Raw genomic sequence first — 15,655 nt, 5'->3', positions numbered from 1 at the left:
GGGAGCGCACGGGTGGGGGAGGCGGGGGCGGTTCACGTCATCCCGCCGGCTTTCGGCCGCCTCTGGGTTCGTCGTTGAGGAGCGCGGCTTCGACCCCCTCGTCGACGACGGTGGAGCCGTAGGCAGCCTGCTCGAGGGCTCGCGCCCAGGACTCGATTTCCGCGTTGTTCGCGCGGAAAGCCGCCCGCCGTACGTGTCCGGGGGTCGGCTCGGGTTGCATGTCGAAAGGCGCTCCGGTGCGGCGCGCCCATTTCACGAGCCGCTCGAGCAGCGTGCGGCGGCGGGTGATCAGGGCGACGCGGAGCACTCCCGGCGGAGGGAGCGCCTGCTCGTACCTGCTGTGCTCGTCCGCTTCGATCACGAGGCGCGCATCGCTGCGGTAGGGCACATCCAGCACGAAGGTTCCACGTTCGTCGGCGGTCGCGCGCGCGATGACACCATCGCCTTGGAACGCGGGCGCCACCACGGCGAGCCGCGCGCCGGCGATCGGGATTCCATCGTGCGCGTCGAGCACCGAGCCACGATAACCACCCTGTCCCGTCGACGCTCGCACGACCTCGACGCCGGCGCGTCCCGAGGGAACGGGATGCGCTTCGTCGTCCTCGTCTTTCTTCGGCGGCATGGGCGCGCGCCGCCAGCCGAAGACGATCCACGCGGTCACTGCGAGTACCACGATCGCGATCAAGACCTGCCGCGCGATGCCGGGTCCCTTGACGTTCACGTCGACCTGGAGGTTCGCCCCCGACTTGTAGAAAGGCGCGGCGGGCACGTACCGCAGCGTCAACGGCACGACGCCGGCACGCTCGAGCGCGAACGAAGCGATGACGTGTGCCTTGCCGCCCTGCACCGCGCCCGCGCCCACGCTCTCGCTCCCGCGCAGCGCCTCGACCACGCCGCCCGTCACGGGGCCTCGCGATGTCGTGACGTCCACGTCGATCCCGACGCCGTCCTCCGGATCCGCCGCGTCGACGGGATGCGCGAGCGCGAGCCGCACCTCGGCGCGCCTGACGATCGGCTGCGTCGTCGTCGTCTTCGCGAGCGTCGTCGTACCTTCGAAGCGCAGGCGCAGCTCGCCCGATCCTGGACCGGGAAACGACGCGCTCGGGATCTCGAAGCGCACGCGACCATCGCCGCCCGTCTGCCCTTCCGCGATGCGCTCGCCGCGTTCGTCCTCGAGTTTGATCGCGAGCCCTTCGCGGCGCGCGGTGGTGGATCGGGACGACCCGGCGCGATCGACGCGCAGCGATCCCGTGAGCAGCACGGTCTCGCGATCGAGATCGATCACGTCGGGCGCAGGTTCGAAGCGGAGGATGGTGCGCGCGAGCGGCGCGTCGGCTGCGTCGAGGCGGACCACGCTCTCGGCTGGATCGCGCAGCTCGTCGCCTTCGAAGCGGAGCTTGATCGACGCCTGTCCGATCGGCGCGCCGGCGCGTACGCAGAACGCTCCCCGATCGTCGGTCTGCATCTCGTAGGCGTCCGTGCCGACCAGGCGAACGGAGCGTCGCGACCTTCGTGCCGTTGCGTCACACGTCGAGGGCGTCGGCAGGTTGACGGCGGCGCCTCCGTCTGCGATCGCGCGGAGCGTGATCGTCGCGCCGGCCACGGCGGCGCCTGCGTCGTCGAGCAGCTCGCCTCGGACGATCGTGCCGGACGGCTCGACCGTCGCGGCTGCGCTGATCTGCGCGCCGCCTCGCACCTGGATGCGAATTGCGCCCCCGGATCCTCGGGTCTGCGCCATGACGGACGCCGAGAGGAGCAGGAACAGCAAGGAGACGAGCGCGCACAGCGGGCGCGACGAGGCTCTCGCCTTGGCACCTCGGCTGCGGGACATCCCCTTCCTATATGCGGGATCGCCCCGCGCGACCAGCGCTTCCGCCGATGTCATGGTCAGGCCGCGCGTTGAAGCGAGCTCGGTCGAGGCACGTCCAAGCCTCCACGGTTCCTCCGCGCGTGACAGGCGCGGCGGATCTCGAATGGTCGAGGTCGCTCCTTGGCGAAGCGACCGAGTCGTGCCGCTCTGCGTCGAGGTACGGGTGAGGTGCAGGATGAAGAAGACGGGTGATCGCGTGCTCGAGTACTCCACGACCTCCGATTCGACGCCAGCTTTCTCCATTCGTCCGCGCGCATCGTGTATCTTCGGAGCTCGAATGCGAAAGAGCGTCCCCGTCGTCGCGGCCCTCTCGTTGTTCGTCCTGACCCCCGAGGTCGTGCGAGCGGATCCTCGCACCGGCTATCTCGTCCAGCAGCTCAAGACGAGCGAAGATTTTCGCGTGCGAACGCAGGCTGCGCTCGCGCTCGGCGCGTCGGGCGACGACGCCGCTGTCAAGCCTCTCTGCGACGCGCTCGCGGACGGCAACGACTCGGTGAAGGTCGCTGCGGCCGCCGCGCTCGGCAAGCTCGGCAAACCCTCGGGCCTGCCGTGTCTGCAGGCTGCGATCAAGAACGAGAAGGTCGCCTCCGCGAAGACGCAGATGCAGAAGTCGATCGACACGCTGAAGAGCGGCGGCGTGGCCGCGCCTCCGCCTCCCGGCCCCGACACGAAGTACTACGTGGCGATCGAGATCTCGAACAAGACGAAGCGACCCGCGCCCGAGATCGAAACGATCGTGCGCTCGGCGATGCAGACGAAGATCCTCGGCAAGTCCGGGTATGCCGTGGCGCCCAAGGGCGAGACGGCTGCACAAGGCGGCAAGATCGTCAACGGCAAAAAGTTGAAGGGCTTTTATCTCATCGCCAGCGTCGAGCCGCCGGTGTACGAGAATGGAAACCTCACGCAGATCGTGCGCGTGAGCATGTGGACGTATCCGGGCAAGGCGCTTCAGGGCGAGTTCTCGCCGAAGCTCACGCAATCCGACACGCCCAAGACCGACGTGCAGAGCGAAAACGTGCTCATGAAGATGTGCGTGGAGAACGCCATCGACAGCTTCGCGAAGATCGTCGCGTCGATGTGATATCGCAGCGAGAGGGGAGCGGATCCGGCGCGGCGCGACCCCTCGGGCAAACACCACGCGCCGTGGCAAGAGACGCGCAAGGTCCCCGATGAGCGAGGCTTCTGTCACCCCGCCCGCCGCCACGAGCGGCCGCCAGCAGCGCCGCATCCGCAACTTCCTCCTCGACAAGCGCTTCCAGCTCAAATACGCGGGCTTTCTTGCCGCGATCGCGCTCGTCGTCTCCCTCCTCCTCGGCGCGGTTCTGTGGTGGACGAGCAACAAGCTGATCGATCAGAGCCGGCAGGCCGTCGTGCAGCAGAAGGCGCTCGTCACGCAGGGGCAGGAGACGGTGAAGCGCGGTCAGCTCGCGCTCGCCGAGCGGAAGAAGAACGACGAGCTCGTCAAGATGAACATCGCGAAGGCGTATGAAGATGCGCCCGAGCTCGCGAAGCAGTTCGGCAAGGACGCGGAGAACGACGCGGCGAAGCTCAAAGAAGAGCAAGCGAGCCTCGAAAAGGACGCGGACTCCCTGAAGCAACGGGCCGCCGAGCTCGAACGTCAAGCGGCCGCGGTGGAGGAGCAGCAGCGCAACTTGATCCTCGGCCTCGTGCTCGCGCTCGGCTTCCTCGTCGCGTGCATCTGGATCGCGGGGATCGTCGTCACGCACAAGGTTGCGGGGCCCGTGTTCAAGATGAAGCGCATGTTCGGTCGCGTCGGCGAGGGTCACCTCGCTCTGCGCGAGCGCCTGCGCAAAGGCGATGAGATGCAGGACTTCTTCGAGTCGTTCGAGCAGATGCTCGGCAACCTCCGCGAGCAGAAGACGCGCGAGATCGCGCAGATCGACGCCGTGATCGCGCGCGTGGAAGCGGACGCTTCGAGCGACGGCGTGGCGATGTTGAAGAAGCTGCGCGCCGAGATGCAGGCCCAGGTCGACGGCTGACGTCTCCACGATTGCGAGTCGACGTGATCGCGTGGATCACGCGACGCCGCACTTCACACACCCCGATCAGAACGCTGCTTTGATGTGCTCGACGAGCGGATCGCCGTCGGGCGTGAACGCGACGGCGACCGCGTCGAAGCGCATGCGCTCGAGCGTCTCGTCGCGGACAAACCTCGACGTCCAGAGCTGTTGTCCCGCAGCGCGAAGGCGCGCGCGCTTTCGTGCGTCGATGCTGTCGAGCGCGCGTTGGTAACTGCGTGGACCACGCGTACGCACCTCGACGACCACGATCACGACACCATCGCGGACGAGCAGATCGATCTCGGCGCGCCCCACGCGCACGTTGCGGCCGAGGATCGTGCATCCCATGCGGACGAAGTGATCCGCGGCCGCGTCTTCGGCGCGCGCGCCTGCGCGATGACGCGCATCACGCGGCCGAAGGACTCGGACGTCAGGGGAAGGGGAGGCTGTGGAGGAAGCGAACGGACGACGAGGAGGACGCGTCACGGGCGTGCGCGTCGCGGCTCGTTTCAGCTATCGGTCGTGAAGCCGACGCCCTTGCACTGGGTCGCGTTGTAGTGACCCTTGACCGTGCCGCAGGTGCCTTCGGTGACGAACTTCGTGTCCTGCTTGATGCAGTACTTGCCCGTGAGCAGCGGGTCGCCGAGACCCACGTTCGGGCGGATCTGCTCGCACGAGTAGCCGGTCGGGCACTCGCAGAAGTTGAAGTTCGGATCCGGCGGCTCGCCATCGGCCACGCCGCACCGGCAGGAGCAGTACACGGCTTGCGCCGCGTCACGCTGCGAGTCGGGCGCGCACTGACCGCAGACCTCGGCCTCGATCACCGTGTCGGTGCCGGGGATGCAGCAGGCCTTGTTCGCGTCGTCCCCCGTCGAGGTGGACGTCTGGCAGCCGTTCGTGGCAACGCCGCCGGCTGCGGGCTTCGTCTGCCCATAAGGGCAGCTCACGCGGCCCTGGAAGTGGTTTACGAGGCAGATACGGGTCTGGCACTGGAAGGAGCGCGACTCGATGTTCTCCTCGGTCACTTTGAAGCCGGCGAAGTCGGTTTTGTACTCGTCTTCGGGGATGCAGGGATCCCCGACGCCGCCGCTTTGACAGGCGACCGGGAGGCCGCCCAGGGCGAGTACGCTGATCAGACCAAGCATGCCGGACAGGATCGAACGGGTCATCAGATCGTGCTCCTTGGGCCGGGGCGCCCCTGCTCCATGCGGGGCGCGCGAGCGCGACGCGCCGCTCGCGCGTCCGCATCGAGGACTCGGCGAACGACGCCAGCAGCGAGGACGCTAATCGAAGGGGCGACGGACCGTCAACCTCTCGATGCACAACTCGACGGACTACCGCCGGTTTTCGTCCATGGGGGGTGTCGGTCCGGGCCTGACCGGTGATCGACCCGCGACCCCGACGGGTCCTTGGCGCGCCCCAAGGCACTCCCTGGAGAGGTGTCGGAAGCGGCACCTGGACCGCGCAGCGCTCGGAAACCGCCGCTTGACAAGCCAACCGTCATAATTTTACCATCCGCGGCCAGACGCAAGTATCCGCTGATTCTCATTGAAGTTTTTGGTCATCGCTTCCGGTCACGATACGCCGGGAGCCGCGACTGCGAAGGGCCCCGTCCACTGCGGATCCAGCCGCTCGACGAACGGTATTTGGGCCGGTTCGGGTCGCGTTCATCGACCTCAACCTCCGAACGACGAGGAACGACGAATGCGGAAAGGGCTGGCTACTCTCTGTCTTCTTGCTTCTGCCATGCTCGCGGCGCCGACGGCCTTTGCCCAGCAGGGCAAGGCTCCGGCGGCGCCGGCGGCCAAGGCTGGCGACGCCAAGAAGAACGACAAGAAGGCCGCTCCGAAGGAGATCGAGCTCGAGGACGAGGCCGATGGCCCCGTGACCGCGGGCCAGATGACCGAGGAAGCGGCGCAAGCGAAGCGGTTGTTCGACGCGGAGCGATGGAGCGAATCGGCGCTGCTCCTGAAGCGTGTCGTCGACGGCGAGACGGGTGACGACGAGGGCAACAAGCAGATCGCGCAGTATCACCTCGCGATCGCGCTTTATCGCCTGCAGTTTTACCAGGCGAGCTACGCGATCTTCTCCGAGATCGCGGACAAGACGAATCACCTCAAGTTCAACGAGACGCTGCTCTGGTTGTCGAAGCTCGCCACGCAGCTCCCCGAGCCTGCGGACATCATCGAGCGCGTCGGTAAGTACAAGAGCGAGCAGGTCGCGCGGTTCAACAACCCGCAGCAGCGTGATCTCTACTGGCAGCTCAACTACCTGCTCGGCCGGTACAAGTACCGCAACCGCAACTACGAGGAGGCCATCAGCCTCTTCGGGAAGGTCGACACGAAGAGCAAGTACTACGTTCAGGCCCAGTTCTTCACGGGCATCTCGAACGTGCAGCTCCGCAAGTCGGTGCCCGCGGTGAAGTCGTTCCAGCTGATCGTGCGGGCGCTCGACGAGGGCGTCGAGGGCGTCGAGGACGAGAGCCGCATGCGCGATCTCGCGTTCCTCTCGATGGCGCGCACGTACTACTCGGCGTCGGTCCGCCTCGACGACAACAGCGTCCCGAAGATCGACGGCAACAAGCTCAGCGCGGCCGTCAAGTACTGGAACCGCGTCGACGTGGGCAGCGAGTACTGGCTCGACGCGCTCTTCGAGCAGTCGTGGGCGTACTTCATGGCCGGCGATTACCCGCACGCGCTCGGCAACATCCACACGATCGAGTCGCCGTACTTCCCGAACGCCTTCTATCCGGAGGCGGACATCCTCAAGGCGGTCATCTCGTTCACGATCTGCCAGTACCAGGATGCAACGACGATCGTGGCGCGCATGCGCAAGCGCTACGAGCCGATCAAGAAGGAGCTCGAGGCGATCCTCAATCGGTTCAAGGGCGAGGATGCGGAGACGAAGTTCTTCGACTTCTTGAAGGACGTGCGCGCGGGCAAGGCGGCGCTCTCGCCGACGGTCAAGCCGATCGTCGAGAACGCGCTCTCGGATCGCCAGCTCCTCCGCAACCTCGAGTACGTGCGCGTCCTCGACGAGGAGGACGCTCGTTACAAGAAGGCGCCGGCTGCGTTCCGCAACTCGCCCGTCGGTGGCGACGTGACGGACGCGCTTTCGCTCGCTCGTGATCTCGCGGTACGCAACGCGGGCACCCTCGCGCGGGAGCGCTACCAGCGTTACCTCGACGAGCTCAACGAGCATCTCCGCGACGCCTCGAAGATCCTCATCGACATCACGGCTGCCGAGCGAAACAAGCTCGATCAAGAGGTCGTGAGCGGCCAGCTCACGAAGGAAGAAGCGCTCGTGTTCGGCGTCGTCAAGCCGGACGACGAGCACGTTCTGTGGCCGTTCAACGGCGAGTACTGGCGTGACGAGCTCGGTTTCTACCGGCAGGTCGTCACGTCGAAGTGCGGCAAGTAGCGGGAGGCCCGAGGGGGCGGCGACGAGTTGCGCCGCCCCGGGGGGATTGCGGCAAAGCCGCCTCCGGGTTGCGAGTTATCAGTTGAGGAGATGACGACGATGAAGCAGTCCAACGTGAGTGCGCTGCGCAGACTCCGTCTCGTGACGGGCGCAGCAGCACTTTTCACCGCCGCCGTCGCGACGGGCCCGGCGTCGGCCGCCGATGAATGCATCACGCAACAAGCCAAGGACTCGCTGGCGCAGTGCCCCGGCGGGTCGCTCAAGCAGAGCGCTGGCAAGAAGCCGGCGATGAGCTTCAAGTCGGCGCCGCAGGGCGTTCAGCTGAAGAAGCGGGACGACCAGCTCAAGCCGACGAACCCGACGGCGTCGATGAACGCCGCGCAGCGCGACGAGCGTCGCAACCGGCTGGCGGCGCGCTCGCGCCAGTTGCTCATCACCGAGATCCAGGGCCTCGAGAGCCTCTTCTCGAACACCCCGAAGAACGCGCCCGATCGCCCGAAGCTGATGCGGCGTCTGGCCGAGGGGTACGTCGAGCTCGAGTCGGCCGCGTTCCGCGACAAGACCGAGCAGAGCATCAACGCCGACGAGGCGAAGCGCAAGAACCCCAAGGCAGAGAAGGGGTTCCGTGACGAGGCGGCGAAGGCCGACAAGATCCTCGTCGCCGCGCGGCAGCAGGCGATCAAGTACTACACGCTGCTGAAGAACGGCTATCCGAAGTGGTGCCAGAGCTCGAACGCGCAGGACCCGACGAAGAGCACGGGCTGCACGGACGAGGTGCTCTACTACCTCGCGTACGAGTACGAGCAGGCCAACCAGCTCGATCAAGCACGCAAGGTCTACTTCGAGCTGATCCAGAACTGGCCGCAGTCGAAGTTCATCCCGAACGCGTACCTCGCGTTCGGTGAGCTCTTCTTCAACGAGGCGCAGGGTGATCCCTCCAAGTGGCAGCTCGCGGAGCAGTCGTACCAGGAGGTCACGAAGTACCCGGCGCCGGACAACAAGGTCTGGGGCTACGCGCACTACAAGCTCGGCTACGTCTACTGGAACCAGGGTGAGTTCCCGAAGGCGCTCTCCGAGTTCAAGAAGACCATCGAGTACGGCATGCAGTACCAGCAACTGCCGAACGCGAAGGAGCTCGCGAACTCCGCGCGGCGCGACATCATCCCGGTGTACGCGCTCGCGGCTGCGCCGAAGGCCGCGCACGACTTCTTCAAGCCGCTCTCGGGCGACACGGGCGTCAACAACGAGAAGACGCTCAAGATGCTCGACGATCTCGGCCAGAACTACCTCGACACCGGCCACTACAAGGAAGGCATCGAGCTCTACAAGGACCTCATGGTCCGCGATCGTGGCCCGAAGTTCTGCAAGTACCAGGGCCACATCACCGAGGCCACGCTCGCCATGAAGTCCGGCAACAAGGACTCGATCAAGGCCGAGCTCGACCAGATGCTCGAGGTGCACAACAAGTTCGTCGCCGAGGGGCACCCCGACGACATGAAGCTCAAGTGCTCGAACTCGACCGCGGGTCTTCTCACGGAGACCGCGATGGCGTGGCACCTCGAGGCCGTCGGATCGGGCGGCGTGCGCGGCACGGGTGACAAGAAGACGATGACGCTCGCGACGCTGCTCTACGAGCGCGTCGTGCAGAACTTCAAGCAGGAGCAGTTCGCGCGCTTCGAGTTCCCGCGCATCGTCAAGGAAGACTGGCCGAACATCTTCAAGATCAAGTACGCGATGGCCGACCTCGCGTACTTCAACAAGGACTGGGCCAAGTGCGGCCCGGCCTTCGACTCGGTCGTCGCGGAGGATCCGAGCGGCCCGCTCGCGCCCGAGGCCGCGTTCGCTGCGGTGCTCTGCTACCAGAACATCTATACCGAGACGCACAAGGACGGCTCGGACAAGAAGGGCACCGGTCAACTCCCGAGTGCTGCGGACGGTGGCAAGAAGGGCGACAAGAAGTCCGAGAAGGCCAAGTACGCCCCGAAGGAGTTCACCGACAACCAGAAGGGCATGCTGACCGCGTTCAACCGGTACATCTGCTACATCAAGCCGCCGGAGAACGACAAGGAAGCCCAGGAGAACTACGTCGAGGTCAAGTACGCGCGCGCCCGCACGTACTTCGAGGCGCAGCACTGGGAGGAGGCAGCGTTCGCGTTCCGCGACGTCGCGGTGAACCACTCCGACAAGGATGTGGGCATCTACGCGACGCAGCTCTACCTCGAGTCGCTCAACATCCTCGGCTCGAACTCCGAGCCGGCGCGGCCGTCCTGCTACGACAACATGGCGGAGGACGTGCCCAAGTTCATCGACCTGTACTGCAAGGGCGGCAAGGAGAAGGAGAACGCCGAGCAGTGCGGGATCCTGACGCGCATCCAGCGCGACATCGAGCGTCTGCGCGCGCAGAAGCTGATCGAGTCGGCGGACGCGGGTGGCCAGGGCGTCGACACGATCAAGATGTACGAGCGTGGCGCGCAGGCCTACATGGACCTGTGGAAGAAGTACGGCGAGGCGGCGTGCGAGAAGAAGGAAGCCTCCTGCGAGAAGAGCGAGGAGATCCTCTACAACGCGGCCCGCGCGTTCCAGGCTGCGCGCCTCATCGCGAAATCGATCACGGCGCGTCAGATCCTGCTGAACCCGAAGTACAACCTCGACAAGACCGAGCTCGCCAGGAAGTCGATCTACGAGATCGGCGGTAACTACCAGGCGATCGCGGTCTACGACGAGGCGGCGAACTGGTACGAGCGGTTCTCGCGTGAGAACCCGAAGATGGACAAGGCGGCCGAGGCGCTTCAGGACGCCGTCGTGCTCCGTCTCGGTCTTGGTCAAGAGGATCAGGCGATCAAGGACGCCGACCTCTTCAACAAGAACTATGGGTCGCAGAAGCCGACCGAGGCCGCGAAGATCGCGTTCGCCATCGGCTCGCACTACATCGACAAGGAAGACTGGGACGGCGCGCGACGGCGGCTCAGCTCCGCGATGGGCCAGATCGATCGCAACGCGACGTTCGACGTGCAGATCCAGGCGCACGCGCTGCTCGCGCGGGTCTTCACGAAGATCAACAACCCCTCGAGCGCGGCGCCCGAGTACAACAAGGTTCGCGGTTACTGGAAGGATCCGCAGGCCGCGCTCAAGAAGCTCGACTCCATCGGCGGGAGCGAGGAAGAGAAGATTCGCCGTCTCGGCAAGTCGCTGACGGCCGTCGGTGAGGCGCTCTTCTTCTTCGCGGAGCAGAAGAGGAAGGAAGTCGATAAGATCAGGTTCCCCGAATACAAGGGATCTGGTCAGCGCGACGACGTCATGAAGCACATCCAGACCAAGGTCATGGACTGGATCAAGAAGAAGCGGCCGGCCATCGAGGAAGCCTCGAACGAGTACGTGAAGATCGTCAACCTCGAGCCGCTGCCTCCGCCGCGCTGGGTCATCGCCGCCGGTTCGCGCGTCGGTACGATGTGGAGCAAGTTCGTCGCCGAGTTCCGCGCCGCTCCGATCCCCAAGGAGTGGAAGGGCAACGGCATGGTCCCGGGTACGGACCTCAGCTACGCCGAGCTCCGCGGTGAGTACTACGCGAAGCTCGACGAGGCGAGCGAGCCGCAGAAGCAGTCCGCCAAGGCCGCGTTCAAGAAGTGCCTCGACTACTCGGTCAAGTATCAGTTCTTCGATGAGTACTCGCGTGCCTGCGAGGTGTGGCTGTCGAAGAACTACGGCGCCGAGTACCACCTCATCGACGAGTTCCGTGGTTCGCCGTCGCGGGTGAACTCGGGCCTCAGCGATCGCGCGCAGCCGGTGAACCTCGATGGTACGGCGTTCGTGCCGCCGAGCGACACGCCGCCGCCCGCCGAGAACAAGCCCGCGGCGCCGGCGACGGGTGACAAGCCCGCCGAGACGAAGCCGGGCACGTCACCCGAGAAGGCCGCCATCGAGGGCGCCACCACCAAGAAGAACTAAGGGAGCGAGCCATGAAGAGATTTTCAATTCTTGTGGCGACGGCTGCCCTCACTGCCGCAGTTGGTTGCGGCGGCGGGGGAGGGGGAACGGGCGGCAAGCCCGCGGTGGATCCCAAGACCGGCGCGGCGATCGTCGACAGCAAGGGCAACGCGGTCTCCGTGGCTGCGGCGAACAAGTACAAGGACGGTCTCGAGGCCTTCAGCAAGCACGACAAGGCCCGTGACTGGACCGAGGCCACTTGCCAGCAGGCGGCGGAGATCTTCCTCGATGCCGCCGACGAGCAGAGCGGCAAGACGTTGGTCGAGGCGATCTACAACGCAGGCGTCTCGTATCAGCGCTGCAAGCAGGACGCGAAAGCGAAGGAGTATTTCAAGAAGGCGCTCGACGCGGATCCGAAGTTCCACCGCGCGCGGGTGCAGCTCGCGATCTACTCGTTCGCCGAGTCGCAGGAGAAGGCCATCGATCCGGCGATCAATGAGCTTTATCAGGCGGCCGTCGTCGACGCGCGATTCCAGAACGTCGAGGGCCTCGTCCAGCTCGGCATGTTGCACATGAAGCGCAACAACACGCAGGCGGACAAGGATGGTCGCACGGACCTGCAGAACGCGAAGCGCTACGCGCAGAGCGCCCTGGCCGTCGACGACGGGTATCTGCCGGCGTTCAATCTGCTCGCGCTGATCTACATGGAGTCGGCGAAGGTGAAGGCGGGTCGTTCCTCCAAGAAGGGCGTCGCGACGAACGTCAGCAAGGAGAAGAAGATCGACACGCAGGCTCTGGATCTCGCGGCGCTGGTCTGCTCGCAGGCCATCCGCAAGAACCCGAACTACGCGCCGATTCACAACACGGCCGGCATGATCCAGGTCGAGCTCAGCAACCTGAACGGCGCGGTCAGCGCCTTCAATACGGCGCGCAAGCTCGACCCGACCTTCTACGAGGCGCAGATGAACTTCGCCGCCGTGAACCTGAGCTTCCGCGGGTTCGCGCAGGCGGAGGAGGCGTATCGCGCCGCGCTGAAGATGCGGCCGAACGATTACGACGCGCATCTCGGGCTCGCGCTCGCGCTGCGTGGTCAGATCGACGATACGAACTTCGACAAGATGGTCGCGGCGGCCGCGGCCGAGCTTGCGGAGGCGAAGAAGATCTCGCCGGAACGTGCGGAGACGTACTACAACGACGCGATCCTCACGCAGGAGTACAAGGCGAAGTCGGGCGGCAAGGACGCCGAGCCGATGCTCCTCGCGGCGAAGCAGCTCTTCGGCGAGTTCATCGCCAAGGCTGGGAGCGCGCCCGAGTATGCGGATGCGGTGAAGCGCTCGAAGGAGCGCATGGAAGAGATCCAGCAGATCATCGACTTCAACAAGCAGACCGAGGCGGAGCGCAAGGCGTCCGAGGCAGAGGCGAAGAACCGCGCTGCCGAGGCGGAGGCCAAGGGCACCGAGGAGGGCGGCGAGGCGAAGCCGCCCGAGGGTGGTGCGCCGCCGCAGCAGTGAGGGAGAGGCCCGCGGTGCCCGAGACGGCGCCGCGGGCCTTTTTTTGATCCTTCGGGAACCTTGGGTCGTGCGGGGTGTCTTTTCGAGCCAGGACGAGAGAGTCTCGAACGAAACCTGGCTCGGATCCCGTTGACCACGTCCCTTCGGGGACGGTACGATGTGACTGAAAATACGGCGAAGACTTGCGAGGAGGCTTGAAGATGAAGAGGTCAACGCGTTTGGGTGCTGCGCTGGTCGCTGGTGTCGGCGTTCTTCTCGTGACGTCGTTCGCGTTTGCCCAGGGCAAGGCAGGCGGCGCTGGCAAGAAGGACGAGGGGTACGGATACGAGTTCACCGACGATCCCCTCAACGCCGGTGGCTTTGGGCCGAACGACGCGACGATCCGCGTTCGTCCCGGTCCGGTTCGGACGACCCTGATCCGTCCGCGCACGTCGTTCGTGCCGGAGATGCTGAAGTCGGTCGAGAATCTCTGAGAAGGCTCGGGGGCTCGTGTGGGGGGGCTCGGGCTGCGGTTTCGAGCGGTCGCGGGAGCGCGATCGCGGGGCCGCAGCGATGAATCCAAGGGCCCTATCGCCTTTCTGGGAAGGCGCGCGGGCCCCTGAGTAATATTCGATGCCCCGAACCCGGGGTTTCTGGTCGCCTCGGGCGACGGCGGGACGCAAAAGGCAGGGAAGGCTGGCTCACGATGGAAGGCAAGCAGAAGGTCGCGCTCACGTTCGCGCTCTACCAGAATGAAGCGCTCGTGCGTCGAGAGACGGTGACGCAGGACATCGTCAAGGTTGGAAAGGACCCGAAGAGCCATCTGCGCGTCGACGACGAGCTGGCCTCGCGCATGCACGCCGTCATCGAGGTGGCGTCGCCCGAGGACATCACGCTGATCGACCTCGGCAACGAGCCGGGGACGCTCGTGAACGGCGCCCGGGTCAACAAGGTCAAGATCAAGGCGAACGATCAGCTCCAGATCGGCGGCACGAAGATCGTGCTCGAGAAGGCGGAGCCGGTGGCGGTCGCGGGTGGCGCGGCGAAGGCGCCCGGCAATCCGTTTGCCGCGGCTCCGGCGGCGAACCCGTTCGGCGCGGCTCCGGCGGCAAACCCGTTCGGCGCGGCCGGCGGCAATCCGTTCGCGGGGGCTCCCGCGGCGGCGCCGAGCCCGTTCGGTGGCGGCGGCGACCCGTTCGGCATGAACAACCCCTTCGCGCAGCCGAAGCCGCCTTCGCACGATGAAGTGCCGCACGACGCGCCCGAGGGCTCGTACACGTATCAGCTCGTGAAGAGCGGCCCCGACGTCCCGAACGAAGAGGTCGAGACGCCCTCTGCGTCCGTCGAGGTGATGATCATGTGGGATCAGATGATCCTGCATGTCTCGCACCATACGCCGCCGCGCTCGTTCTACGTGGGCGAGGAGGAAAGCAAGAACTTCAAGTGCGATTACTTCGTGCCCCAAGAGAAGATCGGCACGACGCGCGCGCCGGTGGTGCTCGCGGATCGCGGCGGGTCGGTCTCGGTGGTGCTCCTGCCGCGCGCGAAGGGCACGATCGAGCTCGCGGGTCAGCCGAAGATGACCGTGCAGCAGGCGATCGACAGCGGCAAGACGCAGCCCTGCTCGGAGCTCTCGGGCGCGTTCCAGATCGCGCTGCCGCCGGGCTCGAAGGCGCGTATCGACGTGGACGGCCTGATCTTCCAGGTGTCGACGGTGAACGCGGGCCGCGTGGTCGCGGGGCACGTGCAGTTCGACACGCAGAACTACCTCTATCACGGCCTCTCGATGGCCGTGCATCTCGGGCTCCTCGCGGCGATGGCGTTCTTCATGCCGCCGCTCGGCGCCACGGACGAGGACGGGGTCTCGGACGATCAAAAGTTCATGATCCAGCAGTTCCTCAACGCGGCCGCCGAAAAGGAGATGGAGGAGAAGGAGACCGAGCAGGTCGCCGAGAACTCCGCCGACAACAAGGAAGGCGGCACGGGCACGCGCGCCAAGGGTGAAGAGGGTTCCATGGGTAACCCGAACACCAAGGCGTCGGGCAACCGGTACGGCGTGCAGGGACCGCAAGACAACGCCGATCCGCACATCGCGCGTCAAGCCGCGCTGCGTGACGCGGCGGAGTTCGGCATGATCGGTCTGCTCAACTCGGGCGCCGGTGGTGATCCGAACGCGCCGACGGCGCCCTGGGGTCGCGACGACTCGCTCGGCAACGACGCGCTGTCGGCCCGCGGCAACATGTGGGGCGACAACATCGGTGACTCGTTCGGCGCAGGCGGCCTCGGTTTGTCCGGTATCGGCGAGGGCGGCGGTGGCCGCGGCGAGGGTATCGGTCTCGGCTCGATCGGCACGATCGGCCACGGCGCGGGCACCGGCACGGGCCAGGGCTTCGGCTCCGGTCACGGCCGATTGTCGGGGTCGCACCGCACGAAGCCGCCGCAGGTGCGCATGGGCGCCACGAGCGTGAGCGGTCGCCTCCCGCCCGAGGTCATTCAGCGTATCGTGCGCCAGAACTTCGGTCGTTTCCGCCTCTGCTACGAGAACGGCCTGCGGAACAACCCGAACCTCCAGGGCCGCGTGGCGGTGCGCTTCGTCATCGGTCGTGACGGCGCGGTGTCGAACGTGGGCAACGGCGGCTCGGACATGCCGGATGGCGGCGTGGTGTCGTGCGTGGTCCGCGCGTTCTACGGTCTGTCCTTCCCGCAGCCGGAAGGCGGCATCGTGACCGTCGTGTACCCGATCATGTTCAGCCCCGGCGGCTGATCTCGGTCTGAATCGGAAGCGTTGCCCCGCGGGTCACGAGTTCGCGGGGCTTCGTGTTTTTGTGGACGAGCATCGGCGCTCGCGGGGGAGCGTCCGGGCCTCCCGAGTACGCCCGGACGCTTGGCGCTTTGGGAGATGGGCACAATCCAACTGGACTTTCGGCGCG

General features: G+C 66.0%; 10 protein-coding genes. 7 read left to right on the top strand and 3 right to left on the bottom strand.

All coding sequences use genetic code 11. The features are described 5' to 3' along the window. Positions 1-37: 37 nt before the first annotated feature. Complete coding sequence (locus KEG57_RS30660; protein WP_272425051.1) at positions 38-1,831, bottom strand: carboxypeptidase regulatory-like domain-containing protein; 1,794 nt, start codon at positions 1,829-1,831, stop codon at positions 38-40. 316 nt (positions 1,832-2,147) lie between these two features. Here KEG57_RS30660 and KEG57_RS30655 point away from each other — a divergent pair, with 316 nt between their 5' ends. After that, positions 2,148-2,951 carry a HEAT repeat domain-containing protein gene (locus KEG57_RS30655; RefSeq protein WP_272425050.1) on the top strand — a complete coding sequence of 268 codons (804 nt, stop codon included), beginning with the start codon at positions 2,148-2,150 and terminating at the stop codon, positions 2,949-2,951. A gap of 88 nt (positions 2,952-3,039) precedes the next feature. Further along, positions 3,040-3,870, top strand: coding sequence for a methyl-accepting chemotaxis protein (locus KEG57_RS30650; RefSeq protein ID WP_272425049.1), 831 nt, complete (start codon positions 3,040-3,042; stop codon positions 3,868-3,870). Between the two features lie 66 nt (positions 3,871-3,936). On the opposite strand, the gene KEG57_RS30645 is transcribed toward KEG57_RS30650, so the two are convergent. Both KEG57_RS30645 and KEG57_RS30640 read right to left on the bottom strand, forming a co-directional pair. Continuing rightward, positions 3,937-4,377 carry a YraN family protein gene (locus KEG57_RS30645; protein ID WP_272425048.1) on the bottom strand — a complete coding sequence of 147 codons (441 nt, stop codon included), beginning with the start codon at positions 4,375-4,377 and terminating at the stop codon, positions 3,937-3,939. Between the two features lie 23 nt (positions 4,378-4,400). After that, complete coding sequence (locus KEG57_RS30640; RefSeq protein ID WP_272425047.1) at positions 4,401-5,060, bottom strand: hypothetical protein; 660 nt, start codon at positions 5,058-5,060, stop codon at positions 4,401-4,403. 535 nt (positions 5,061-5,595) lie between these two features. On the opposite strand from KEG57_RS30640, the gene KEG57_RS30635 reads away from it, so the two are divergent. From KEG57_RS30635 to KEG57_RS30615, 5 genes are all read left to right on the top strand, one after another. Beyond that, positions 5,596-7,311: a hypothetical protein gene (locus KEG57_RS30635; RefSeq protein ID WP_272459094.1), complete on the top strand. Its 1,716-nt coding sequence runs from the start codon at positions 5,596-5,598 to the stop codon at positions 7,309-7,311. A 99-nt stretch (positions 7,312-7,410) separates the two neighbouring features. Next, complete coding sequence (locus tag KEG57_RS30630; protein WP_272425045.1) at positions 7,411-11,256, top strand: tetratricopeptide repeat protein; 3,846 nt, start codon at positions 7,411-7,413, stop codon at positions 11,254-11,256. Between the two features lie 11 nt (positions 11,257-11,267). Then, the gene (locus KEG57_RS30625) at positions 11,268-12,746 is read left to right on the top strand and encodes a tetratricopeptide repeat protein (protein ID WP_272425044.1); all 1,479 of its coding nucleotides are present in this window, start codon (positions 11,268-11,270) and stop codon (positions 12,744-12,746) included. Between the two features lie 200 nt (positions 12,747-12,946). After that, a complete protein-coding gene (locus tag KEG57_RS30620) occupies positions 12,947-13,219 on the top strand; it encodes a hypothetical protein (protein WP_272425043.1) in 273 nt (90 codons plus the stop codon). 212 nt (positions 13,220-13,431) lie between these two features. Then, positions 13,432-15,489, top strand: coding sequence for an AgmX/PglI C-terminal domain-containing protein (locus tag KEG57_RS30615; RefSeq protein WP_272459093.1), 2,058 nt, complete (start codon positions 13,432-13,434; stop codon positions 15,487-15,489). Positions 15,490-15,655: the final 166 nt, after the last annotated feature.

The sequence above is a fragment of the Polyangium jinanense genome, from assembly GCF_028435365.1.
Note: the sequence above shows the minus strand (reverse complement) of the source record. Positions and strands in the feature narration are given on the sequence as shown.